Source organism: Kordia aestuariivivens (genome assembly GCF_014397005.1).
In the GTDB taxonomy this organism is placed as follows: Bacteria; Bacteroidota; Bacteroidia; order Flavobacteriales; family Flavobacteriaceae; genus Kordia; species Kordia aestuariivivens.
In genome coordinates this window covers 35,386-57,094 of record NZ_JACGWS010000007.1, presented here as the reverse complement: position 1 = coordinate 57,094, position 21,709 = coordinate 35,386, and the positions used below count along the sequence as shown (strand labels likewise).

22 protein-coding genes and 14 tRNA genes are annotated in these 21,709 nt (G+C 33.6%); 7 read left to right on the top strand and 29 right to left on the bottom strand.

The features are described 5' to 3' along the window. Positions 1-53: 53 nt before the first annotated feature. The 27 genes from H2O64_RS12280 to H2O64_RS12150 form a co-directional block, all read right to left on the bottom strand. Positions 54-494 (bottom strand): helix-turn-helix domain-containing protein, encoded by a 441-nt coding sequence (locus H2O64_RS12280; protein ID WP_187562497.1) that lies wholly within the window; start codon positions 492-494, stop codon positions 54-56. Between the two features lie 106 nt (positions 495-600). After that, a complete protein-coding gene (locus H2O64_RS12275; RefSeq protein WP_187562496.1) occupies positions 601-1,701 on the bottom strand; it encodes a slipin family protein in 1,101 nt (366 codons plus the stop codon). A 331-nt stretch (positions 1,702-2,032) separates the two neighbouring features. Then, a tRNA-Lys gene (locus H2O64_RS12270) sits at positions 2,033-2,122 on the bottom strand. Positions 2,123-2,742: 620 nt separating this feature from the next. Continuing rightward, on the bottom strand, positions 2,743-3,750 hold the full coding sequence (locus H2O64_RS12265) for an RNA ligase, Rnl2 family (RefSeq protein ID WP_187562495.1): 1,008 nt from the start codon (positions 3,748-3,750) through the stop codon (positions 2,743-2,745). Between the two features lie 123 nt (positions 3,751-3,873). After that, entirely contained in the window at positions 3,874-4,188 is a 315-nt protein-coding gene (locus H2O64_RS12260; RefSeq protein WP_187562494.1) for a hypothetical protein, read from the bottom strand. Between the two features lie 94 nt (positions 4,189-4,282). Next, positions 4,283-4,355, bottom strand: a tRNA-Phe gene (locus tag H2O64_RS12255). A 6-nt stretch (positions 4,356-4,361) separates the two neighbouring features. Continuing rightward, positions 4,362-4,432 (bottom strand) — tRNA-His (locus H2O64_RS12250). Positions 4,433-4,439: 7 nt separating this feature from the next. Further along, positions 4,440-4,510: transfer RNA gene (locus H2O64_RS12245), tRNA-Gln, on the bottom strand. 6 nt (positions 4,511-4,516) lie between these two features. After that, a tRNA-Arg gene (locus H2O64_RS12240) sits at positions 4,517-4,588 on the bottom strand. A gap of 28 nt (positions 4,589-4,616) precedes the next feature. After that, a tRNA-Leu gene (locus H2O64_RS12235) sits at positions 4,617-4,690 on the bottom strand. Between the two features lie 151 nt (positions 4,691-4,841). After that, positions 4,842-4,913, bottom strand: a tRNA-Glu gene (locus tag H2O64_RS12230). Positions 4,914-4,919: 6 nt separating this feature from the next. Next, positions 4,920-4,992 (bottom strand) — tRNA-Asp (locus H2O64_RS12225). An 87-nt stretch (positions 4,993-5,079) separates the two neighbouring features. Continuing rightward, positions 5,080-5,150 (bottom strand) — tRNA-Trp (locus tag H2O64_RS12220). Positions 5,151-5,156: 6 nt separating this feature from the next. Further along, positions 5,157-5,240, bottom strand: a tRNA-Tyr gene (locus tag H2O64_RS12215). 731 nt (positions 5,241-5,971) lie between these two features. After that, positions 5,972-6,044, bottom strand: a tRNA-Asp gene (locus tag H2O64_RS12210). Positions 6,045-6,059: 15 nt separating this feature from the next. Then, positions 6,060-6,130: transfer RNA gene (locus H2O64_RS12205), tRNA-Met, on the bottom strand. A gap of 33 nt (positions 6,131-6,163) precedes the next feature. Next, a tRNA-Ser gene (locus H2O64_RS12200) sits at positions 6,164-6,240 on the bottom strand. A gap of 13 nt (positions 6,241-6,253) precedes the next feature. Further along, entirely contained in the window at positions 6,254-7,621 is a 1,368-nt protein-coding gene (locus tag H2O64_RS12195) for an SDR family oxidoreductase (RefSeq protein ID WP_187562493.1), read from the bottom strand. Then, positions 7,608-8,318, bottom strand: coding sequence for a hypothetical protein (locus H2O64_RS12190; protein WP_187562492.1), 711 nt, complete (start codon positions 8,316-8,318; stop codon positions 7,608-7,610). The genes H2O64_RS12195 and H2O64_RS12190 overlap by 14 nt, the downstream gene beginning before the upstream one ends. Then, on the bottom strand, positions 8,315-9,376 hold the full coding sequence (locus H2O64_RS12185) for a nucleotidyltransferase domain-containing protein (protein WP_187562491.1): 1,062 nt from the start codon (positions 9,374-9,376) through the stop codon (positions 8,315-8,317). Before H2O64_RS12185 ends, H2O64_RS12190 begins: the two co-directional genes overlap by 4 nt. After that, complete coding sequence (locus H2O64_RS12180; RefSeq protein WP_187562490.1) at positions 9,373-10,119, bottom strand: nucleotidyltransferase domain-containing protein; 747 nt, start codon at positions 10,117-10,119, stop codon at positions 9,373-9,375. The genes H2O64_RS12185 and H2O64_RS12180 overlap by 4 nt, the downstream gene beginning before the upstream one ends. An 11-nt stretch (positions 10,120-10,130) precedes the next feature. After that, positions 10,131-10,355: a hypothetical protein gene (locus H2O64_RS12175; RefSeq protein ID WP_187562489.1), complete on the bottom strand. Its 225-nt coding sequence runs from the start codon at positions 10,353-10,355 to the stop codon at positions 10,131-10,133. Between the two features lie 120 nt (positions 10,356-10,475). Then, complete coding sequence (locus H2O64_RS12170; protein ID WP_187562488.1) at positions 10,476-11,039, bottom strand: 3'-5' exonuclease; 564 nt, start codon at positions 11,037-11,039, stop codon at positions 10,476-10,478. Positions 11,040-11,180: 141 nt separating this feature from the next. Next, positions 11,181-11,906, bottom strand: coding sequence for a DUF434 domain-containing protein (locus H2O64_RS12165; RefSeq protein WP_187562487.1), 726 nt, complete (start codon positions 11,904-11,906; stop codon positions 11,181-11,183). Between the two features lie 111 nt (positions 11,907-12,017). Next, positions 12,018-12,899, bottom strand: a complete 882-nt coding sequence (locus tag H2O64_RS12160; protein WP_187562486.1) for a phosphatase domain-containing protein — start codon at positions 12,897-12,899, stop codon at positions 12,018-12,020. Positions 12,900-12,932: 33 nt separating this feature from the next. Continuing rightward, positions 12,933-13,961 (bottom strand): T4 RnlA family RNA ligase, encoded by a 1,029-nt coding sequence (locus tag H2O64_RS12155; RefSeq protein WP_187562485.1) that lies wholly within the window; start codon positions 13,959-13,961, stop codon positions 12,933-12,935. A 104-nt stretch (positions 13,962-14,065) separates the two neighbouring features. Further along, on the bottom strand, positions 14,066-14,362 hold the full coding sequence (locus tag H2O64_RS12150; protein WP_187562484.1) for a phage repressor protein: 297 nt from the start codon (positions 14,360-14,362) through the stop codon (positions 14,066-14,068). A 161-nt stretch (positions 14,363-14,523) separates the two neighbouring features. Here H2O64_RS12150 and H2O64_RS12145 point away from each other — a divergent pair, with 161 nt between their 5' ends. After that, entirely contained in the window at positions 14,524-15,540 is a 1,017-nt protein-coding gene (locus H2O64_RS12145; RefSeq protein ID WP_187562483.1) for a helix-turn-helix transcriptional regulator, read from the top strand. Here the strand turns inward: H2O64_RS12145 and H2O64_RS12140 are convergent. After that, complete coding sequence (locus H2O64_RS12140; protein ID WP_187562482.1) at positions 15,537-15,755, bottom strand: hypothetical protein; 219 nt, start codon at positions 15,753-15,755, stop codon at positions 15,537-15,539. The two genes, H2O64_RS12145 and H2O64_RS12140, sit on opposite strands and share 4 nt — an antisense overlap. Before the next feature lie 212 nt (positions 15,756-15,967). After that, a tRNA-Phe gene (locus tag H2O64_RS12135) sits at positions 15,968-16,040 on the bottom strand. 98 nt (positions 16,041-16,138) lie between these two features. Between H2O64_RS12135 and H2O64_RS12130 the strand changes: the two genes are divergently transcribed. The 6 genes from H2O64_RS12130 to H2O64_RS12105 are packed head-to-tail and all read left to right on the top strand — an operon-like array spanning position 16,139 to position 21,657. Next, positions 16,139-16,876: a type III pantothenate kinase gene (locus tag H2O64_RS12130; protein WP_187562481.1), complete on the top strand. Its 738-nt coding sequence runs from the start codon at positions 16,139-16,141 to the stop codon at positions 16,874-16,876. Further along, positions 16,869-18,182 carry an outer membrane protein transport protein gene (locus H2O64_RS12125; protein ID WP_187562480.1) on the top strand — a complete coding sequence of 438 codons (1,314 nt, stop codon included), beginning with the start codon at positions 16,869-16,871 and terminating at the stop codon, positions 18,180-18,182. Before H2O64_RS12130 ends, H2O64_RS12125 begins: the two co-directional genes overlap by 8 nt. A gap of 17 nt (positions 18,183-18,199) precedes the next feature. Beyond that, entirely contained in the window at positions 18,200-19,573 is a 1,374-nt protein-coding gene (locus H2O64_RS12120) for a tetratricopeptide repeat protein (RefSeq protein ID WP_187562479.1), read from the top strand. A 1-nt stretch (position 19,574) separates the two neighbouring features. Further along, positions 19,575-20,147, top strand: a complete 573-nt coding sequence (lptC, locus tag H2O64_RS12115) for an LPS export ABC transporter periplasmic protein LptC (protein WP_187562478.1) — start codon at positions 19,575-19,577, stop codon at positions 20,145-20,147. 31 nt (positions 20,148-20,178) lie between these two features. After that, the gene (locus tag H2O64_RS24040) at positions 20,179-20,379 is read left to right on the top strand and encodes a DUF6526 family protein (protein WP_187562477.1); all 201 of its coding nucleotides are present in this window, start codon (positions 20,179-20,181) and stop codon (positions 20,377-20,379) included. After that, positions 20,380-21,657: a hemolysin family protein gene (locus H2O64_RS12105; protein WP_187562476.1), complete on the top strand. Its 1,278-nt coding sequence runs from the start codon at positions 20,380-20,382 to the stop codon at positions 21,655-21,657. The last annotated feature ends 52 nt before the right edge of the window (positions 21,658-21,709 follow it).

Here is a 21,709-nt window from a genome sequence, read left to right as displayed (position 1 = left end):
ACGAAGGAACTTTTCTGGTTCAAGAGAGTAAATAACAAATTAAATAACAATAATTATTTGTGTTTTATAGTATTTAAATAAGTAGAAGGATTAAAACCTGTATGTTTTTTAAACGTTTTTGAGAACGCTTCTGTACTTCTAAAACCTATCTTTTTTGCCAACGTTTTTATGGTATATTTTTTTAGTGAATCGTCAGTTTTTAATTCTTTCAATAGATATTGAATTCGTAAGTCGTTGATGTACGAACTAAAGTTTTTTTCATAATGAGTATTGATAATTTTAGATAAATACTTCGGATTTGTTTGAAGTTTTTTTGCTAATGAATGCAACGAAATAGGTTTTAAAAAACCTTGCTTGTTTTCAAAATTAGAAAGTTTGTCCATTACATTCAAAATAATATCCTGACTGATTTCAATGATGCTATTTTGGGATTCATTCTTTAATTTAAAAAGACTCCAAAAAAAGTTTTTTATATTTTTTGATAAGAGAGACATTTTAATGATACTTGAATTTTTTTATATTAAAATGGTCTCAAAACTGCTTTGGTAGAGCGGTAATGAGACCGGGTTTAAAAACATAGTGATTATGTACTTTGAATGCTTATTTATTGACTGAAAAGATATCTTTCAATTGTTTTACAACACCGCCGTTTCCAGCGACAGTAATCTCGCCGATTTTTTCCGCGATTTTTTCCACATATTCCATTTCTTTCAATTTGAAAAGCATTTCATTTTCTTCCATCAATTTTGCAGTGTTCAACAAACTTCTTGTAGAAGCAGTTTCTTCACGACGTGTAATGATGTTTGCCTGTGCTTTTTTCTGTGCGATTAATACCTGATTCATGATTTCTTTCATTTCTCCAGTTAAAATCACATCTCGAATTCCGCAGCTCAATACTTTAATTCCTAAAGCATCAACACTATCTTTGATGTTTTCAAATACAGCGTTGGCAATGTTTTCTTTTTGCTCTAACAGTTCATCCAACGTATAGTTTCCGATGAAAGCTCTCAACTTTAATTGCATGGCAATGTATAATTGCTTCTCAAAGTCTTTATTGTCTAAAACTGCTTTTTTTACATCGATAACTTTGTATTGTGTGTAAAAATTAATTCGAATCGCAGCTTTGTCTTTGGTTAACAATTCTTGACCAGAAATTTCTAATTGTAATTGGCGCATATCTATTTTTGAAATCTTGATATTTGTGGTATTTTGCCAGAAGCGATGCATTCCTGAATCTAAGATTTTTTCAAATTTGTCATCAATCAATAAAATTGCTTTTTCATACTCAAGAACTTCAAACTTTTTGATGTATGCTGATAATCTGTGGTTTCCCAACAAATTCACATCTTTGATTTCGGTAATTTCAACTTTGCTTAAGTCAATACGTGTATACGTTCGTTCTTTCAAACCTTTCCAATACAAGTGTTGTCCTACTTCTAAAACTGCTTTTATATTGCCTTTTTCAAATAGTAATACAAGTTCATTATCCTTTACATCAATTACATCTAACATGTTTGCCAATGTTTCATCTTGCAATAAAATTTCACTAGCAATTGGAGCCTGAAACTTATCGATAAGATTGTACACGGTTACATGTTGACTAAATCTTAGCCAATATGTTCCTGCGGTAATTACTTTTTGGTAGTTTCCGTTTTTGAAAACCAAACCTACATTTCCTACGTTAATTCGTGCTCGTTTCATGTCTCTATTATTTATAAATGCCACTAATTGGCGGTTATACAATTTTTAATTTTCACGTAGTGAGTAAAAACGATTCGCATCAATCATTTCTCTTTCACGGAAATATTAATGTTTACAGTAGTTTATTAGTTGTTTTTTTGAGAATGGAATCGCGCTAAGCAAATTACTTTTACAAGTATTTTTTTAGGTTGATTTGATTTTCAAGAAATGCTAATTTCTAGCTACAAACCTTCAATATGTCAAGGTGATGTTGAAACTGCTGTTCATTTCATTTGAAACTTCAGCAGATTGATACGTCATCGTTTTTGTCAATTTAAACAGCGTGACAGGCTGGCGATCTTTTTTAGAAGAGATCAAACTTCAGGCGGTTTCCCGCGGCTACATTAAAAGTGTAGTGCTCTACCACTGAGCTACAAAAGCCAAGGATTTGCATCCAAGCTATTGATCGGATTCGAACCGATGACATCCAACAACGTCGTTCTACCAGACTGAACTATCTCTTGCGAGAATGGGAATCGAACCCACGACCTACGTTTCCCTATGGAGGATTATTATTTGGCTAATAACCCAAAGCCTCCAAGTCGAGTTGAATATAAAAACGGCATACAATTTTTTGCACCATTTTATACAATCGTGCTATACAGAAACACGCAACAAGACTCGCTTGATATTTTTAATATTTTAAAGATCGTTTTTGATAAATTTCACAATACGTGTGATACTTATTATTTATTGACACTGCAAATATTCCTTGCTACTGCGCAATCATTTTGCGCAGTGATATTTTTTTAATGAAACTCAATTTTGAAAAGCTTGTGCTGAACTTGATTCAGTATCTGAGACGCACTCATAATTGTAAGTTGAATTAATTCCGTTGAAGAACGGAATCTCAGATTTAGTATGTTTTAAAATTTAGAAACAACAAGATTCTCACCTGCATCTTTGGAATAAAAATCCACTATTTTAAGATTTAAACTATGTCTCCTTTATTTTATTTATGAAGACTGCCCAAACACTTATTTTTGGGCAGTCACTTCTACATTACTTAAATAAAAGCACTTCTTTTACAACAGTAGCAGCTTCTCTGTTTAGTATTTTAGTCATCACTTTTTGATGTTGTTTCTCGGTATTTTTCCAAGCTGTTTCATAATCCATCACAAAATCTTCCAAAGCATCTTTGGCTAGCAATCCGATGGTTTTTCCAGTTTGTTTTGGTGAAAACTCACCAAGTTTACTTTGAACATTCATCAAGCGATTTTCATTCACATATCCTAAAAGTGTGTTCATGAGTTCTTTTTCAGTAGCTGAGAGAACTTCCGTAACACTTTGTTTTTGAACATCTTTTCTTTTGATATGTGATTTCTCAGACCATTTTTCGTTTTTATTTTTGAAAATAACACGTTGTCCATTTCCAAAACGGCTACTGACTAATGGTTTGATAACTGTTCCTTCGCAAACATTATCTTCAATGGTAGGAAGGTTTAACCATTCATGTACTTTTGATTCAAATGCATTTGGATATGCCATACATTCACTAAAAGTTCCTGCGAAAAGTGTTTTTGCGTAAAACAATCCTACCTTTTCAAAGTATGTATTTGCAATAGTTACATCAACATATTGTTTATGATTGATACAAATGTCAAATGCGTAAAAATCATTTTCAGGACTGTAAAAAACACCTTTTTGAATGCGTGTCATTTCTTTTGGTGTCTCCACATCAGGATGCGGATAACTTCCTCCGAAAAGCTCACCGTAAACAGTGATCATTTCTGTTTCGGGAAAATCAACCTTTACAAGCTTAAATAATTCCAAAACTGCTTTTTCGTATGTATTTACTACGTATTTGTAGTTGTTGAAATTTTCATCTTCTGATATTAAACTTGTACGTTTTGCAACTTTGATGGTATTTCCTTCTGTGATAAAAGAGAAGTTTGCTCCATGTACTTTTTCTTGTACCACAAAAACATCATTTCCGTAATCGTGAAGATATACTTGTTCTATTGCTTTTTCGCGGTATGTATTTTCGATACTATTATATTTTTTAAACATGATTTCTTTTTGTTTTTAATGAAACTCAATTTTGAGAAACCTTTTAAGGTGTAGTCAAAATAGTTAGTTGAATTAACTCCGTTGAAAAACGGAGTCTTTATTCAATAAAGAGTTTTTATAGTTTTACAATTTATTTTTATACAATCGATCTCTGCGATCAATTTCTCCTAAAGGACTTCCTTTGAATGTGGAAATATTTTGGAAACCATTAGCTTCGGTAATCAACGATTCTTTCGCTAAAACGGCGCCTCTTCTGACATTTCCATAATCTCCAGTCATTTTTTTTGTAACTGGATCTAAATCGCCCCATAAAATAGCAGGCTTTCCAGCATCAATTGGTTCCACAAAATAGGTGACTCCAGTTCTTTTTGAAGTCACGAGGAATCTTCCTGAATCTTCAGTTCTGTAAAAGAACTTCTGTAATACATCTTGTCTCATAACTTTTGTTTTTACTAATTATAGAATGGCAAGGGTTAAACTTGCATCTTTGAGATAATAACTCACTATTTTAAATTAAACTACATTCCTTTTGTGGAACAAACAGGATTCGAACCTGTATCTCTGGAGCTTCAATCCAGCGCATTGACCAACTTTGCTATTATTCCTTTTTGGGTGACTTCGGGGATCGAACCCTGTTCTTCTCATTCACAGTGAGGCGTTTTACCACATAAACTAAAGTCACCATTTTGTAGATCTGAGAGGAATCGAACCTCTACTTCGAGAATCAAAATCTCGTGTGCTAGCCGTTACACAACAGATCAATTTGTAAGTTTAATAGGATTCGAACCTATACTTTCAGCTTCGTAGGCTAAAGTGCTATCCATTACACCATAAACTTATTGCACTCCTTTCAAGATTGCATATTGTACAGGAAGAGAGATTCGAACTCTCAAAAAACTGCTTCTAAGACAGCCGCGTATACCGGTTCCGCCATTCCTGCATTTTTTAGTACCTGCGGTGGGATTAGTTCACCTCTATTTATCTGATAATTCGGAGTTCATGAATACTAAAGTATTTCGAACCCACATGTGCTTCGCACAACAGCGTTTAAGACTGTTTTGTATACCAGTTCCATCACACAGGTAAATTTGTACTCCGTAAGAGAATCGAACTCTTATTATCTGCTCGAAAGGCAGGTGTCCTAGCCGTTAGACGAACGGAGCATTTTGCAGTACCGACGGGATTCGAACCCGCAACTTCTCGAGAGACAGTCGAGCACTCTAGCCATTGAGTCACGATACTATTAGTATAGCTACTAAGATTCGAACTTAGACTAAGAGATTAGAAATCTCTAGTGCTATCCATTACACCATAGCTATATATTTTTTGCACGCCTGTAAGGATTTGAACCTCAACCGTACGTTTTGGAGACGTACATGCTACCGTTACACCACAAGCGTATTTTGTGGGAATTGTAGGATTCGAACCTACTCAGTTATTACACAACAGATTTACAGTCTGCTTCGGCTCTCCAACTCCGACGAATTCCCTAATTTTAAACCATAAAAAAAGCATCTCTTTTTTTGGGAGATGCTTTTATAAAGTTTATGTATAGTTACGATCAGCGTAACATATCTTTATAATACTCCCATTTTTTTAAATACATAAAATCCTCTGTCTGTTCTTGTAAAAACAGTCTGCAACTTTCCAGCGATCGGAGAATACTTGCTAAGGCGGATATGTGATGTATGTTAAATTTCATGATGTGTCTTTTTGTTTTTGACGTTGCAAATATGAAAACGTTTTTTTGATTACACAACTATTTTTTAATTTAATTTATTGATAATCAATTAGTTGTATTTAATTTTAGACATAAGAATCCCTGTCCGTTTTTTAACGGATACTGAACTTTTTAGCAACTGGCTGTCTCTCAATTGTTTTTCGTTTCAATCTTTTATTTTTCTATTTGGTTATGCTTTGATCATTTTTTAATTTTTTTTCATAAAAAAAGCGCCCAATTTCTTGGACGCTTGCTGTATTTATAGTTTTTGTGTTATTTCATATTAAATTTCACTCATAAAAATATACATAAGGCGTCCTGTTTCCCGAAAATGGTTCAACCATTTCGCGATTTTTGTCCTGACTTCTCAGACAAATAGAGGCTATATGTAAATAATTTTTCGTCATTAGTGTGGCAAATATGTAATTTTTATAGTGTTCCTTCCAAATTTGATGGGCTATTTATAATTAATCTAATGAAAGGTATTCTAATTAAATAAGCAACAGTAGGTGAGATTCGAACCCACGTCTTCCTGCGTGACAGGCAGGCACTCTTCCAGCTGAGCTACTACCGTTGCCGTTATTATACAAAGATTGAGCGAGATTCGAACTCGCGCCTCTAGATATGAGCCAAGTGTTCTTCCAATTAAACCATCAATCTTTGCTTAATTATATATTTGTATTACTTTAAAAGAGCAACAGACGGGGTTCGAACCCGCATCCTCTACCTTAGCAAGGTAGTGTTCTTCCGGTTTGTTGAATTACTGCTACATCTTTTATCTTTTTACCAATCTACAATACAGTAGTTTTTTAACAACTTTCCTGTAAATATAGTATTGTTTTTTTCATTTTCATAAATCGGATGTACGATTCTCGATGCACCATCAACTGGATCGAGTGGCGGAATGTATCCTTTTTCAAATTGTTTTTTGCGTAAGGTTTCGCGTGCGCCCGTGGAAACCCAACCAACATCAACCGCATTCATATAAATATGATCTTTTTCAAAAGTCATCGCAGACGTTCGCGTCATCATATTCAATGCTGCCTTAGTCATATTTGTATGTGGATGAAACATCGTTTTGTTGTTGTAACTGAATTGTCCTTCGGAAGAAGTCACGTTGATAATGTGTTTTTTCTGAAAGGTTGAATTTTTCAAAAGTGGTAACAATTCTTTAATCAGAAAATATGGAGAAATTTGATTGATCAAGTTTACCTCGATTAATTCATGCATCGAGATTTCTTCTAAAGTAGCATTCCAACTATTTTTAGATCTACTATCAATAGGTTGTCCAAAACGATTGAGTTCTAAATAGCTTTTTTCTACATGATTTTCCAATAATTTCACATTCGCCACTGGCGTTTCGTTTGCGATCAAGTTTTGTTGATCAGAAAAACCAAATGCTAATTCTTGTTCTTTTGCAATTAATGGCGTGTAATATTGATCTGTATATTTTATGGTTTGCGCTGCATTATTTATCAAAATATCGAGTGTTTCATGCTTGCTTTTATAATAAGTAATGAAGTTTTCAACTGCTTTTAGATTTCGTAAATCCAATCCGAAAAGTACTAAGTTGTCTTTCCAATTTTCATAATCTTTTTCTTGGCGAAACAAATCCAATGCACTTGCTGGAAAACGAGTTGTTACGGTTACATGTGCGTCTGAACGCAACATTTTGAGCGCAGTTGCATAGCCAATTTTTACGCGTCCACCAGTTAAAATTATGTTGCGATTTGTTAAGTTAATATCTTTGAATCGGTTTTCATAGTTGAGTTCGGCACATTTCGGACACAATCGATTGTAAAACGAATGCGCAAGCGAAAACGATTCATTACAGCAATAACAATTTTTAGGAACATTCAACTTTGTAAATGATTGCGGAGTTGCCGAATTATCTTGATAAACTGTTGTGTTTTCTAGTGCATTTTTAGAAATTTCACTGTTTAGAATGGTGTCTAAATCTTCTTGTTTTTTTGAAGAAAATGCATCTTTCCGATTTGCTTTTTTTGCCTTTTTAGAGATTTTCGTAATCAGCGTTCCAAACTGTTTGTTGTCTGGATTCTCAAACGGATTTTCCTTCAGCACATGCAAAACCTTCAAACAGGTTTCCCATTCTTCCTGCGAAAAATTATATGTCTGTTCATTTTCTGTCATAATCGTAATTTTCAAAAGGTTCTAAAAATCCAATGAGTTCCAAATTTTCTTTTTTCCAGCGAATTCCGTGACCGCTTGGAATTCGAATTTCGTATACCAAATCGTGTTTGTAATGTGTAAATACATTCCACCAGGTTTTATGTTTCAAAATATGTTTGATCAGTTTTTGGACCTTGATTTCTTTGTCTTCACTGTTTCCTTTTACGGCTCCCCAGAAACTTTCCGTAGAACGTTGCGCGTGTTTTTCCCAAGCGCGCACTGCTTTCGAAATTTGATCATTGTGCAGTTCAAAACTACGCTTTAATAATTCTTGTTGCAAAGGCGGAATTGCGCGTTCATCTTTTATACTTGCGGAGGTTAATCGTTGTCCGGAAAGGATCAAAATGTGCGCAAAAGATGTTTCTTTCAACGCAGTTGCAAAAGCTTTTCGCGTGAGATGATTCGCTTCAAAATGATACTTTTTTAGCATTCGAAATTGCGCTTTAAAGATTGTAAATGCTTCTTTAATATCAGGAATAATCTCTTCTTCAAAATTTGGTTTCCCGTGAAACTTCTCAACATCATTTTGATATAACGCAGATACATTTCGCGAAAGCAATACTAAATGTTCACGTTGCAAAAACGCGCCATATTGTGCTTTCCATTCGTCAGAAAGAAAGCTTTTGCATGAATATGATATGTCTAGTAATGTGTTCACGATTTTTGATTGTAAAATTCGGTTCTTACTTTAATTAATAGTTCGTTGATCAATTTTAAATTCGGTCTTTCTGGCAAGTTTGAATCCGCGTATAACGTTTCCAATTCGGTTTTCAGTTCCGTCGCCCAAGTAACCAATTCGTCATATTCATATTTACCATGTTTCACGTCTAGCAAAAATTCTCTATCTGAACGTTTTACATGAATCGTATTTTCTACAGCAATTTCTTTTGCCATGCGCAACAATCTAAATGTGTGCATCATGTTTTTGGAATCGTAATTTTTCCCGTGTGAAATGGTAGTTTTATAACGTTCATCATTTCGTTTTTCAACCCAATTCCAATATTCTTTATATTTTTTGCAATACGATGAATAGTTGTCTTTATTAAAAAATAAGAGTCCAATTGCTTTTTCCCCTTTCGGGATGGTACTCAGTGCCAATTCATTCGCGTTTTCACTTTTGATAATTCCTTTGTAGGGAATATTTTCGTTGTAATATAGATTGTGACAATCTTTTAAATGCGGAATATTTGTAATGCCACATTGTGCTTGCTTGATGTTTCTCTCAGCTAGAAACGTTTTCAACGGAATTGAAGTTCCTTCGTCATAGATAAAACAAAAATCCAACACAGATTTTCGTTCTTTTTCCATCGGATTCACAATCTTTTTTTCCAATCCGCGCGCTTTTTTGATTTGTGTAAACGCGTAGTTTGCAAATGATTTTTCGCATTGTTTTGATAGAAAAATTTCTAACTTAATTTGATCAAATAGCGGATCTTTTTGTAGCACACAATCATCAGAAACATTCAGTAATTCTAAGATGTTCGGATTGTTTTTTGCGCATAACGAAATGAATTTTTGCAATTCATAATATACAACGTCATTCGTTTCATCATTAATCTGATCAATATAATCCAACGAATAATACATTGATTTTGGCAATACAAAAACACCGCGAATGTCTGTGTCCGAAGTTGGTGTGTCCAATCCGTACGCGCGACTTCCGCTAATACATTCAAAGATTATATGTCCCGATTTTTTAAGTGCTGAGAGTGTCATGAGATTGTTTTTAAAAACAATGTATTAAAATCATCAGGATTAGATGTTCTATGTGCAATTTCTTTTCGAACTTCATTATTTTCCGCAACTATTTTCTTTGCCAAATTAATTAAATGTTCGTTTACAGGTTCGTCACTTTTTTCGATGTGTTTGCTTTTAAGCAGAATTAATTCATCTAGCAAAAGACAAGAATCTTCATCAAGTAATGAATATAGTTCTCGAAATTCTACGGGCGGAATGCTTTCATTTTTGTAAATCCAATTGGCACATAAAGCCGTTCTGATCGCGTAGAAATAACTTTTAAGCGTCATTTCTTCAGAACCCAACGTTTCTTCAAAACCTTTGCTCATGCTATGGTAATGAAAAAATCCAGATACAGGATTGAAATTGTCAGTTGCAACCGCTTTCACTTCTTCCAAAAACGTTCCAGAACTTCGATACACAATAGGCGAGAAGAGCCACCCAAGTAATGAAGCATTCGATTTTGAAAGCAATTTGAGTGCTTTTCGAATATCCCAACCTGAACCGTCTAATTCGTCTTCCGTCATGAATTGAACCGTATCTTTTTGTTCCCAAAGATTCAAGTACCACTCGGTTTTGTGTTTGTACACAAAGCGAATGTCGTAATCAGAATCAGGCGAAGCAAAGCCCCAAGCTCTGCTTCCTGATTCGACAGCGAATAAGATTTCGATATTTTTATCGCGTTCTATTTCGTTGAGTTTTTCTAGTATTCGTGTTTTCATTTTGAATGCTTTTAGTATTCCCACCAAAGTGTATTTCTGAATCGTGGAAATTCTATTTCTTGCCCGTTTACTTGTTTTCTGAGAATTACTTTACATTTTGCGCGATACTGTTGACGTAAGTATCTGCGATATTCCCAAGTGTTGCTTTTCCAGTAAATTTTGGAAGCGCGTGTTCTTTTTTTGCGTTTGTGAACTTCTTTGAAATTATAAAATTTCTTGTTCTTGAACGTTTTCATTTTGTTTTAAGTTATTTGTTAAATACTTAAAACAGTGAGCCTTTTCTAATTTGCATGATTGTTAATTTTATATCGTTTTTTATATCTGTGACAAAGATGAAATACTACTGCGCAATTTTTTTACGTAGTTGTATTTTGATTGTTTTTCACACACCAATGTAATATTTTGGCAATGTTTTTTGCATCATCAACACCGCGATGATGTGTTCCTTCTAATGGAATATTCAATATTTGAAGCGCACCATTCATGCCTACTTTTTTCTTCAGTCCTTTTACTGCTGAAAAGGTAGTTTTTACATTAATGTGATTTGGTCCCATAGGATATTCTACATTTCTGAGACTGCATTGACGCTTCATCATATTGAGATCGTATTGTCCGTAACTCGCCCATGTATATTGTTTTGGGTCGAATTCCTTGCGAAGTTTTGTACACGCTTCGTCAAATGAAATTCCTTCCGAATCTAGTAATTCTTGCGTAATTGTTGTTAATTCTGTGCAAAATTCACTCACTTGTGAACGTGTAGGTTTTATTAAAATTCCTTCATTCTGCGTGATGTTTCCAGTTTCTGTGTCTAAAACGCAAATTCCGATTTCTATGATTTCATTGACTTGTTCGTCGGGAATTTTTCCATTCCAACAAGTTGCTTCTAAGTCAATGATGATTATGTTTTTTGTATGATTCATTTTTTTTATTTATTTAATTGTTCGTTTTAGTTCGTAAGTTCTCTATTTTCTTAAATAGGAACTCATGAATCTTCGATGTCTTTGTTTGCCAAACATCTCGACTGCGCTCGATGTGACATGATTAGTTAAAGAAAAGATACATTAGTTGTTGAAGTCGTCGCTTTCAACTACATTTTTTTGCAAAATATTCTCATCCACAATATGTCTTACCATATTACACCAAGTTGTTGCATTGTCTAAAATCCAGGCATCTGAACTGATGGCGATGTTTCCGCTTTCCGCGATTAATTTATCGGGATTATTATCTAAAATAATTTTCCACTTATAGTTATTTGCTTCCGCAATTTCGCGTAACATCGTTTTTAAGCGTCCGCTATTGGAAATGGGTTTGTCAAAAATCCACGTTGCTTTTTTTACTTTATTTTTTTGCAAAAAATCAGCAATCAAATTAATTGCTTCTTGTGTTTGTTGTACTTTTTTATACGTTCCATGTACGCTTGACACATCGCGATAGCAACCATCTAAACCTTTGAAAAGATACGCTTTTGACAATGCACTTTCGAGCAGAATTAATACGTTAAAACCATCTAACATGACTTCTCTGTTTGCTAACTGTTCGGGTTTTAAACAGTTTTCTTCACGCTTGATCAACTTTTCAGAAGCTTCACTCATTCCTTGTACAGCTTGTTGTTGTCGCGTATTGAGTTTGTAACGATTTCCGACTAATTGCAATGATGATTTTTCCGAAAATCCTCTACTTAACAAATACGAAACGTCTTTAATGGCTTCTCGCATTTTCTTCTGCATTTTTTTGTTACCAAACAAACGATCGTCACTTCCTTCTTTTCCTCTGTTTTTGGTTGCCATTACTTTAGTTTTTTACAGCTCTTCATTTTTTTGTATTCATAATTTAATGTATTGTTTTGCCATCATGACAAATAGTTTCAGATGCTTTTCAAGTGCTTCCGAATTTTGTTTTTAAAAATTTCCGTAGAAAACTTGCAAACAAGGTAGTTGTAGTTTTTGTCGCCATAAATCAACTACCTGATTACGATCGTCCAGTACAAATTCTACGAAATACTTATTTTCTATGTTTTGTGTAAATAATTCTTCTTTAATAATAGAATCTTTTCGATTGTCCTTTTCTGCTCGCATCCACAAAGCGTCATATTCTACTTCATATTTTTGCAACCAACGTTCTGTTTCTGGTTGAAATTTTCCACTTCTTCCTGATAGTAATAAAATTTTAAAACCTAGTTTTTGATAATTCTTAACTAAGTTAATAACAGGAACATTCGGCAAATCTCGTTCGCATTTGCTTCCGTCAAAAGGACTTCTGTTATTGATCAGCGATAAAGTTCCGTCCAAATCACAAATAATTGCTTTTGGCAACGTTTCATCTTGTGTTCGGTATTCGTTCTTCAATTTTTCCTTGGTGTGTAATTGTTTGTGCATTTTTAAGATGACTTCTCTACCCACAGGTTTTTCTCTTTTTGAATCACGAAGAATGGCTTCTTCCACATCAATTTCCATGGTTTTTAATTCCACTTTTACAATATGTCCAGTTTCTTCTCGGTATGCTTTTGCAATTTCATTGATGTGTTCCAAATTGGAAGGATCAATATTTGTATCATCTACAATGATATGTTTTCCAGCGATTAACGATTCTTTGATGAGAAAATCGCGTGTTTTTTTGATAAATTTTTCATTTCCTTTTGAAAAACGACCGCAGTCTAACATTTCGCGTAAGCTATCACGATTGATTCTTTTGTACATACCAGGATTTTCGCTGACTAATTTCTTAGCGTACGTTGATTTTCCCGAAGCAGGAATTCCTTGTAATATGATTATTTTCTTCATAATATTTTCCCGAGAAAGCGGGAATCTTAAATTTTAATTAAACTCGTTTGAGTATGCTTTTTCAAATACAGGACGAATTCTTTTCCAGATAATTGGCGCATAGTTTTTGTTATTCTTCATTGCAAATAATACCCCTGAATATTTACAGGTTTTAAAATATGCTGCGGTTTCTCTATCGGTTCCTAATTCTTTGTATTCTGCTTTTGCGATGGTTTCTATTGCCTCAAATTTTGATACTAATTCTGCTTCAACTTTTTGGATCCAACTGAAAAATTCATCAGGAACATTTTCAATCCATTGCGTTAAACTTCCATCTGTTTTTAACGCTTCCCAAATAGTCAACGATGAAATTTGCGTTACAATTTTATGTAAATCAATATACGCTTCAAATTTAATTTTTACTCTAAAACCATTTTCATATTGAATGACAAAACCTTCTTTGTTTTTCCAGTTGAGCATTTTTAATTCGCTTAATGAGCTAAATGCATACATTGTTGGCAATGGAAAACCAATCTCTTTTAGTGTTTCGTTGCTGCCAGTTTTTGTATCTACAATTGCTAATAAAACTAATGTTTCGTCCAAACCGTAATCTACAATAATTCTGTTTTCTGGATAGATAATTTCAAAAATATACGTTTTGCTTTTATCTAAATGTGCTATCGCGGAAACATATTTTGAATGTAATAATTCTGTTGCTTTTACTGCTTGTTTGCTTGCAAATGAACCTCTCGTTGCAATATATGGTGTGTTTTTTAACCAATATAAAATCCCGAATGAACCATCTAGTTTGTCATAAATTTTGAATGGAAGGTTTGGCAATGCGTTATATCCAATTTCTTCAATATTGAAAAATTTCGGAATCGAATGTGCAACAATCGCATAGTTTTCATCTAAAATTAAACCTCTACACGCTAACGTTTCGTCTGTCCAATAATTATGGTATTGCGCGGATTGCGTATAGTTGTAAATCCAAAGATTTGCTGTTGGATGTTTACAGGAATGGATATAGCCGTCAGCAATTGCTTGTTTTAGTTTTTCGATATGGAATACACTTGTTGTCATTGTGTTTTTTTATTACAGAGCAAATATTAAATTTAACTGCGCAATCATTTTGCGTACTATTTTTTATCCATAAGTTGGTGTATTTTTTATAAAGTGAAGAATGTCTATGACATTGGTAATATCGCTATTACTTTTCCATATACATTTTTTGTCCATCCGTTAATTCTCCCACGATTATTTCCAATCTGTAAACCACGTTTTTCGTTTTTTCCTTTGACTAAATGTGTAAACACATTGCCGCGAACTTTACAAAAAACGATATCGCCAACTTCGCAATCTTCCCAAGAAATTGGTTGCAACTTTACAGGCTGCTTCGATTTTAAAAGTGGTAACATAGAATTACCAGGTTCTTTTGAAATGATGGTTTCTCCATCAAGTAGTTTTTGAATTTTCCAATTCATATTTTAGTTTATAAAAATTATATGCATCAGTATTGATACACATATTTTTTTAAAATCTTTTCAAAAGAGTTTCAATGAACTGAGGCGAATAAAGAAAACAAGTACGCAATGTTTTTACGCACTTCATAATTTTTTATATTTTCACACGAAATAAAAGAAGCATGGCAATTAATAAAAACGCATTGATTCGTTATAAAACCATTGATAAATGTTTGCAGAATAAGTATCGACAATGGACTTTAAACGATTTGATTGAAGCGTGTTCGGACGTGTTGCACGAATATGAAGGTCGCGAAGTAAGTGTAAGCCGCAGAACGATTCAATTGGACATTCAAATGATGCGAAGTGATAAATTGGGTTATAATGCGCCAATTGTTGTTTACGACCGTAAGTTTTATAGATATGAAGATGAAGAGTATTCCATCACGGATATTCCGCTGACGGAAAACGATATGAATGTGTTGTCGGAAACGGTTGAAATGTTGAAACAGTTCAAGGATTTCTCACTGTTTTCTGAATTGGGCGGCATCATTCAACGATTGGAAGATAAAGTGTATAGTGAAAAAACGCATCAAGCTTCTATTATTCATTTAGACAAAAATGAAAATTTAAAAGGATTGCAACATTTAGATTTGTTGTATCAAGCTATTTTGAAGAAAATCGTATTACGACTTACGTATCAATCGTTTAAAGCGCGAACTGCTTCTGAAATTATTTTTCATCCGTTTATTTTAAAAGAATATAACAATCGCTGGTTTTTGGTGGGTGTCACTGGAAATAAACGACAGATTATGACTTTTGCTTTGGACAGAATTGTTGAAGTAGATTACGATTTGGATATTCCGTATCGAAATGAACATTTTAACGGTGATGAGTATTATAAAAACACAATTGGTGTGACCGTTTTGGATGTAAAACACATTCAGGGAATTATCTTAAAAATCGATAAAAGCAACGCGCCGTATGTGGTGACAAAACCTTTTCACAGTACACAAGAAATTTTAGAAACACATGAAGACGAAAGCGTAACAATAAAATTAATGGTACATATTAACTTTGAATTGGAACGTTTGATTCTCGGTTTTGGCGATACTATTGAAGTAATTGCTCCTAAAGTATTACGCAAACGTATTCAGCGAAAATTGGAAGATGCTGTAAAGAAGTATGATGCAACTTAAATATCAAGAGAACACTCTTTTGGATCTAATGTAATAGGTTTTGGACAATCAGTCTCGTATGTACATCGAATTTGTATGGATATGCATGGTCCACCAACAGAACCAGGACACGGACCACCAACCAATGTTCCAGCCCTACCGCCTTTTTGTGTTGAAGTATCAAAATGAGACACTATTTTTTTGTTTAAGGATAATGTAATGGCTTTCTTTTTCATGATTAAAGAATTGTGTTTAGAAGATTAAGTTACTAAAAATTAATAAATTACGATTGTGGTAATGCCATAAATTGTGATGTGAAGTATTAAAAGAATTTGTAGTGAATTAATAGATAATTCTTCGATGAGATGTTTTTTCGGCACATGGAGAATGTTGGGTAAAAACAAAAAACCCTTGATAAACATTGTCTATCAAGGGTTAACATTTCTAGTGGTGCCTCCAGGAATCGAACCAGGGACACAAGGATTTTCAGTCCTTTGCTCTACCAACTGAGCTAAGGCACCAGTGCCAAATGCGGATGCAAATATAAGCGTTTTTTAAAACTCACAAAACTATTTTGCAAAAAAAACGTTTCTTACTTTAGCAATGTTTAAAATGTATTATGAATTTAATAGTAGATGCTGGAAATACGTATGTAAAAGTTGCTGTCTTTCAGGGAGATAAAATGTTGTCTCACGAAAGTTTTGAAAAAAAATTATTTCAAAAAAAAATTGAAAAACTTTTAAAAACGCATGCCGAGATTGATCAAATGATTACTTCTTCGGTAACAACGTTTAGTGACGACACAAAACAATTTATAGCAAATCTTGATCTAAAAGTGCACAAACTAACGCATAAAACGAAGGTTCCTTTTCAAAATAACTATGCCACGCCTGAAACATTAGGTGTAGACAGAATTGCATTGGTTGTAGCTGCCGTTGCACAATATCCAAAAACAAACGTGCTTGTGATTGATGCCGGAACTTGTATTACGTATGATTTTAAAACCAGCGACGAAATATATTTAGGTGGAGGAATTTCGCCCGGAATACAACTTCGATACAAAACATTAAACCTATTAACAGCAAATCTTCCGTTATTAGAACCTAAAGTGCCTGAAAATTATATTGGTAACACTACCGAAAGTGCAATTCATTCAGGTGTAACTATTGGCGTAATTACTGAAATTGATGGGATAATTGAACGTTACAAAGGACAATTTGAACATTTAACAGTTATTTTAACAGGTGGTGATACTAATTTCTTGGCTAAAAGGTTAAAAAATACCATATTTGCGAATTCAAAATTCTTGTTACAAGGATTGAACACTATTTTAGAATATAATAGATATAATGATTAGAAAGTTTTTAGGATTATCAATTTTGTTGTTTATCTGCCAAATAAGTATGGCACAGCAAGGAACTGCTTCACCGTATTCGTTCTTAGGAATAGGAGACTTGAAGTTTAAAGGTACAACAGAAAACAGAAGTATGGGAGGAATGAGTGTCTATTCAGATAGTATTCATTTAAATCTACAAAATCCAGCAGCGTTTGGAAATTTGAAATTCACAACATATACACTTGGAGCAAGTTACAGTCAATTGCGATTAGAAAGTTCATCTGTTGAAGACAAAGGTTCATCAACTGCTTTAGAATATTTAGCAGTAGCTTTTCCAATTGGAAAGAAAGTGGGCGTTGGTTTTGGAATTTTACCATTTAGCTCCGTTGGATATAATTTTGAGGGTATTGGAGAAACAGGAATTGCCTCTGCACCAAATAAATTTGCACAATATGAAGGAGAAGGCGGATTGAATTCGGTATTCTTATCATTAGGATATAAAATTTCCAAAGGATTCTCAGTAGGAGGAACCGTCAACTATAACTTTGGAAACATAAAAAACCAAAACACAGAATTTTTAGGAGAGTTAAATGATGAAGGACAATTTGTAAGAACCCTAAATTATGGAACACGTTCTAAAGATGAATCAAAACTTAGTGGATTAAGCTACAACTTAGGTGCTTACTACCAAACTGAGTTCAACGATAAGTTATCGTTAACAACATCACTTACATTCTCACCGCAATCAGATATCAATTCAGAAAATACACGTCAACTATCTGCGTTGAATATTTCTGCAAATGGTGGCGAAATCATCAGTTCAGGTCAAATAGATCAAGTTGATTTAGGAGATAGAAGAAAAACAGAATTAACATTGCCTTCAAAAATAGCGTTTGGAGCTGGTTTGGGACACAAAAATAAATGGTTTGCAGGAGCAGAATACACAATTTTAAATAGTAGTGATTTTGGAAATGGTCTTACGACTATTGAAAATGTAAATTATGAAAATGGATCAAAAATATCTGTTGGAGGATTTTATATTCCAAAATATAATTCTTTTACAAGTTATTGGGAAAGAGTTACATATAGGGCTGGAGTTCGTTATGAAGACTCAGGAATTATGGTGCGAAATGAAAGTATAAACGACTTTGGCATATCTTTTGGACTAGGGTTACCTGTGGGACGATCATTATCAAATGTAAACCTTGGTTTTGAGTTCGGAAAAAGAGGAACTACAAACTCAGGATTGATCAAAGAAAATTATGTAAATTTCCACCTAAGTTTATCATTAAATGATAAATGGTTTATAAAAAGAAAGTATAATTAATCGATAAAATTAAAGAAATGAAGAAGATTATTACATTATTAGTTGCAGGGTTGTTTGCGATAACTAGCTTCACAACTTTAAATGCACAAGATTGCAAAGCCAAGTTGTCTATTTTCGCGGAAAACGTGAAAGCAAAAAACTATTCAGAAGCAGAGACTCAACTTGCTGAATTAAGAAAAGATTGCCCAACAATCAATTCAGCTATCTATGCGTATGGAGAAAGAATCTATAAAGCTAAGCTTAAAGAGGCTACTGATAAAAAAGCAGTTGTACAAGAGATGATACAATTGTATAAAGATAGATTGGCAAATGTTCCTGCTAAAACTAAAAAAGGAGATGTTTTAGGAGATATTGGAACGTTAATGGTCGATTATAAAATAGGAACACCAAAAGAGCAGTATGATATATTTGATGAAGCATTCAAAACTGACTTGGTAAATTTCAAAAACCCAAAATCATTATACTTGTATTTTGAATTGTACTATAACATGTACAAATCAGGAAATCAAGGTATAGAATTGGAAAACTTAATTGAGAAGTTTGAAGAATTAAACGAAAAGTTTGAATCTGAAAGCGAAAGATTAGCAATCACGAAAAACGAAATCATCAAGAAAAAAGATGCTGGTCAAGAATTGACTTCCAAGGAAAAGAGAACTGAAAGAATTGCAGATACAAACGTAAAAGCAATCGCAATTTTCTCAGGAAATATGGAGTCTTTAATTGAAAAAGTATCTACTTGTGAAACATTAATTCCATTATTCAGAAAGAATTTTGATTCAAACAGAAGCAATGTACTTTGGTTAAAAAGAGCTGCTGGAAGATTAGATGCTAAAGGATGTGATGAAGATCCATTATTTGTAGAATTGGTAGAAGCAGTTGATGCTTTAGAGCCATCTGCAAACTCTAAAAGATACTTATCTGGAATCTATCAAAGAAAGGGAGACTCAAGGAAAGCTGAAGATTACCTAAAGCAGTCATTAAGTATGGAAACAGATCCTATTAGAAAAGGAAAGTTGTTATACAAAATTGCTGACAAAGCTAAGAAAAGCGGTCAAAAATCTAAAGCAAGACAATATTACCTAGAAGCGGTACAAAACAATCCATCATTAGGAAGTGCATACTTAAAAATTGCACAACTATACGCTTCAAGTGTAAATCAGTGTGGAAACGATGAGTTTACAAAAAGAGCTGGATATTGGAAAGCTGCTGAAATGGCAAGAAAAGCTGGGCAAGTTGATCCATCATTAAAAAGTATTGCAAACAGAACGGTAAGTTCATACATGCAATCAGCGCCAAGCAAGTCTCAAATCTTTAGTAAAGGATACAAAGGAGGAGAAAAAATCTCACTAAACTGTTGGATTGGTGGAAGCGTTCGAGTTCCAAGTTTATAAAATGAAACAACATACAAAACATATTTTACAATTCATTGTCACAGCATTTGCTGTGACACTGTTTTTTTCATGTCAGGACAACTATAGCGAAATCCAAAAACTTTCCTATTCTAAACGTTTTCCTGTTGGTGAAGCTGAAAATATGTTTTTAGTCTATACCGATTCAGGAAAAGTAAAATCGACTCTTAGAAGTCCTTACAACAAAGATTTTTCCAATCAACAATTTCCATTCATGGAATTTCCTAATGGAATTATTTTAGAATTTTTTGACGAGCAAAACAACAAAAGTGTCGTAACTTCAGACTATGCTATTTTGTATAGTGACACAAGATTAGTAGATTTACAAGGAAATGTTGTATTAACCACACATGATGGAAACGTCCTAGAAGCACCACAATTGTATTGGGATCAAGACAAAGAATGGATCTTTACAGAAGGAAAATTCAAATGGAGCAACGAATATGGCGTGTTATTACAAGGAACCAATGGAATCGATTTCAATAGGGATTTAACCATTATAGATGCGCATGAAATCTATGATAGTACCATTCCAATTGACGAAAAAGACAAATAAAAGTACACCAAACTAACAAAATCAAGCGACCGTGAAAGTTTTAAGCTATACCAAATATTTATATCTTCTTGTAGCGATACTATCTATCTATAAAATAATAGAAACATGGAGTAGTGTAAAGAAAATTGATTACATGTTTGTTGCATTTGCCGTAGTTTCATTATTTATGTTTTTCTTTAGAAGACATTATGAAAAGAAATTTGAAGACCGCAAAAAAGGAAAAGACAAGTAAATGGAAGTACAGTTGCTCATTATCGTAACGGCATTACTGTTCTCAGCGTTCTTTTCGGGTATGGAAATCGCGTACGTTTCCGCGAACAAAATTCATATTGAATTAGAAAAAAAACAAGACGGGATTTTAGCTAAAATCTTGAAACGACTTACCTTAAAACCTTCTAAATTTATAGCAACAATGCTCGTTGGAAACAATATAGCATTAGTAATCTATGGGTTTTGTATGGGCGAATTGTTGGTAGATTGGATTCATGAAACTCCTTGGCTCAATCAATACATTACGTCCGAATATGAGCTGCTTTTTCAAACCATCATTTCTACAATGGTGATTTTGGTAACTGCAGAATTCTTGCCAAAAGTATTCTTTCAAGTATATGCAAACAAGTTGCTTAAATTTTTAGCGCTTCCTGCGTATATATTCTATCAATTATTCTGGTTGATTTCTGAATTTGTCATGTGGATTTCAAATGTTATCCTAAAAAAATTCTTCAAAACAGAAGGCGATGAAGTACAACTAGAATTTAGTAAAATAGAACTAGGCGATTACATTACGGAGCAAATGGAAGCCGGACATCAAGATGAAGACATAGATTCGGAAATTCAAATATTTCAAAATGCACTCGAATTTTCAGCGGTAAAAACACGCGAAGTAATGATTCCAAGAACGGAAATTGTTGCCATAGAACTTCGTGAAACTACAAATAGTTTAGCCAAACTCTTTTCGGAAACTGGCTACTCTAAAGTACTAGTTTACAAAACCACTATTGACGATATAATCGGATATGTGCATTCATTTGAACTCTTTAAAAAGCCAAAAACAATTCGCAGTATCGTATTGCCAGTTGTATTTGTACCTGAAGCAATGTTGGCAAATGATGTACTAAACGTGCTCATGAAAAAACGCAAAAGTATTGCAGTCGTATTAGATGAATACGGCGGAACTTCAGGAATTGTCACTGTGGAAGATATTGTAGAAGAATTATTTGGAGAAATTGAAGATGAACACGATGTTACAGAATTACTCGAAAAGCGCATCAGCAAAAACGAATACATGTTTTCTGCCCGATTAGAAGTAGATTACATTAATGAAACCTACAAACTAAATCTTCCCGAAAGTGAAAACTATGAAACTTTAGGTGGCTTAATCGTAAGCGAAACAGAAGAAATTCCAGAGCAAAATCAGGTAATCATTATCAATAATTTGAAGTTCACAATCGTGGAAGTTTCTAACACAAAAATAGATACGATTCAATTGCAAATTCTTTCAGAAGATTAAAATACCTAAAATAAACGAATTAATACGAAGTTCTTCTTTCATTATTTAACAG

Excerpts from the sequence above, each read along its gene's own strand:
- H2O64_RS12280 (WP_187562497.1), bottom strand. The coding sequence starts at position 494 with ATGTCTCTCTTATCAAAAAATATAAAAAACTTTTTTTGGAGTCTTTTT.
- H2O64_RS12275 (WP_187562496.1), bottom strand. The coding sequence starts at position 1,701 with ATGAAACGAGCACGAATTAACGTAGGAAATGTAGGTTTGGTTTTCAAA.
- H2O64_RS12265 (WP_187562495.1), bottom strand. The coding sequence starts at position 3,750 with ATGTTTAAAAAATATAATAGTATCGAAAATACATACCGCGAAAAAGCA.
- H2O64_RS12260 (WP_187562494.1), bottom strand. The coding sequence starts at position 4,188 with ATGAGACAAGATGTATTACAGAAGTTCTTTTACAGAACTGAAGATTCA.
- H2O64_RS12195 (WP_187562493.1), bottom strand. The coding sequence starts at position 7,621 with ATGACAGAAAATGAACAGACATATAATTTTTCGCAGGAAGAATGGGAA.
- H2O64_RS12185 (WP_187562491.1), bottom strand. The coding sequence starts at position 9,376 with ATGACACTCTCAGCACTTAAAAAATCGGGACATATAATCTTTGAATGT.
- H2O64_RS12180 (WP_187562490.1), bottom strand. The coding sequence starts at position 10,119 with ATGAAAACACGAATACTAGAAAAACTCAACGAAATAGAACGCGATAAA.
- H2O64_RS12175 (WP_187562489.1), bottom strand. The coding sequence starts at position 10,355 with ATGAAAACGTTCAAGAACAAGAAATTTTATAATTTCAAAGAAGTTCAC.
- H2O64_RS12170 (WP_187562488.1), bottom strand. The coding sequence starts at position 11,039 with ATGAATCATACAAAAAACATAATCATCATTGACTTAGAAGCAACTTGT.
- H2O64_RS12165 (WP_187562487.1), bottom strand. The coding sequence starts at position 11,906 with ATGGCAACCAAAAACAGAGGAAAAGAAGGAAGTGACGATCGTTTGTTT.
- H2O64_RS12160 (WP_187562486.1), bottom strand. The coding sequence starts at position 12,899 with ATGAAGAAAATAATCATATTACAAGGAATTCCTGCTTCGGGAAAATCA.
- H2O64_RS12155 (WP_187562485.1), bottom strand. The coding sequence starts at position 13,961 with ATGACAACAAGTGTATTCCATATCGAAAAACTAAAACAAGCAATTGCT.
- H2O64_RS12150 (WP_187562484.1), bottom strand. The coding sequence starts at position 14,362 with ATGAATTGGAAAATTCAAAAACTACTTGATGGAGAAACCATCATTTCA.
- H2O64_RS12145 (WP_187562483.1), top strand. The coding sequence starts at position 14,524 with ATGGCAATTAATAAAAACGCATTGATTCGTTATAAAACCATTGATAAA.
- H2O64_RS12140 (WP_187562482.1), bottom strand. The coding sequence starts at position 15,755 with ATGAAAAAGAAAGCCATTACATTATCCTTAAACAAAAAAATAGTGTCT.
- H2O64_RS12130 (WP_187562481.1), top strand. The coding sequence starts at position 16,139 with ATGAATTTAATAGTAGATGCTGGAAATACGTATGTAAAAGTTGCTGTC.
- H2O64_RS12125 (WP_187562480.1), top strand. The coding sequence starts at position 16,869 with ATGATTAGAAAGTTTTTAGGATTATCAATTTTGTTGTTTATCTGCCAA.
- H2O64_RS12120 (WP_187562479.1), top strand. The coding sequence starts at position 18,200 with ATGAAGAAGATTATTACATTATTAGTTGCAGGGTTGTTTGCGATAACT.
- lptC (WP_187562478.1), top strand. The coding sequence starts at position 19,575 with ATGAAACAACATACAAAACATATTTTACAATTCATTGTCACAGCATTT.
- H2O64_RS12105 (WP_187562476.1), top strand. The coding sequence starts at position 20,380 with ATGGAAGTACAGTTGCTCATTATCGTAACGGCATTACTGTTCTCAGCG.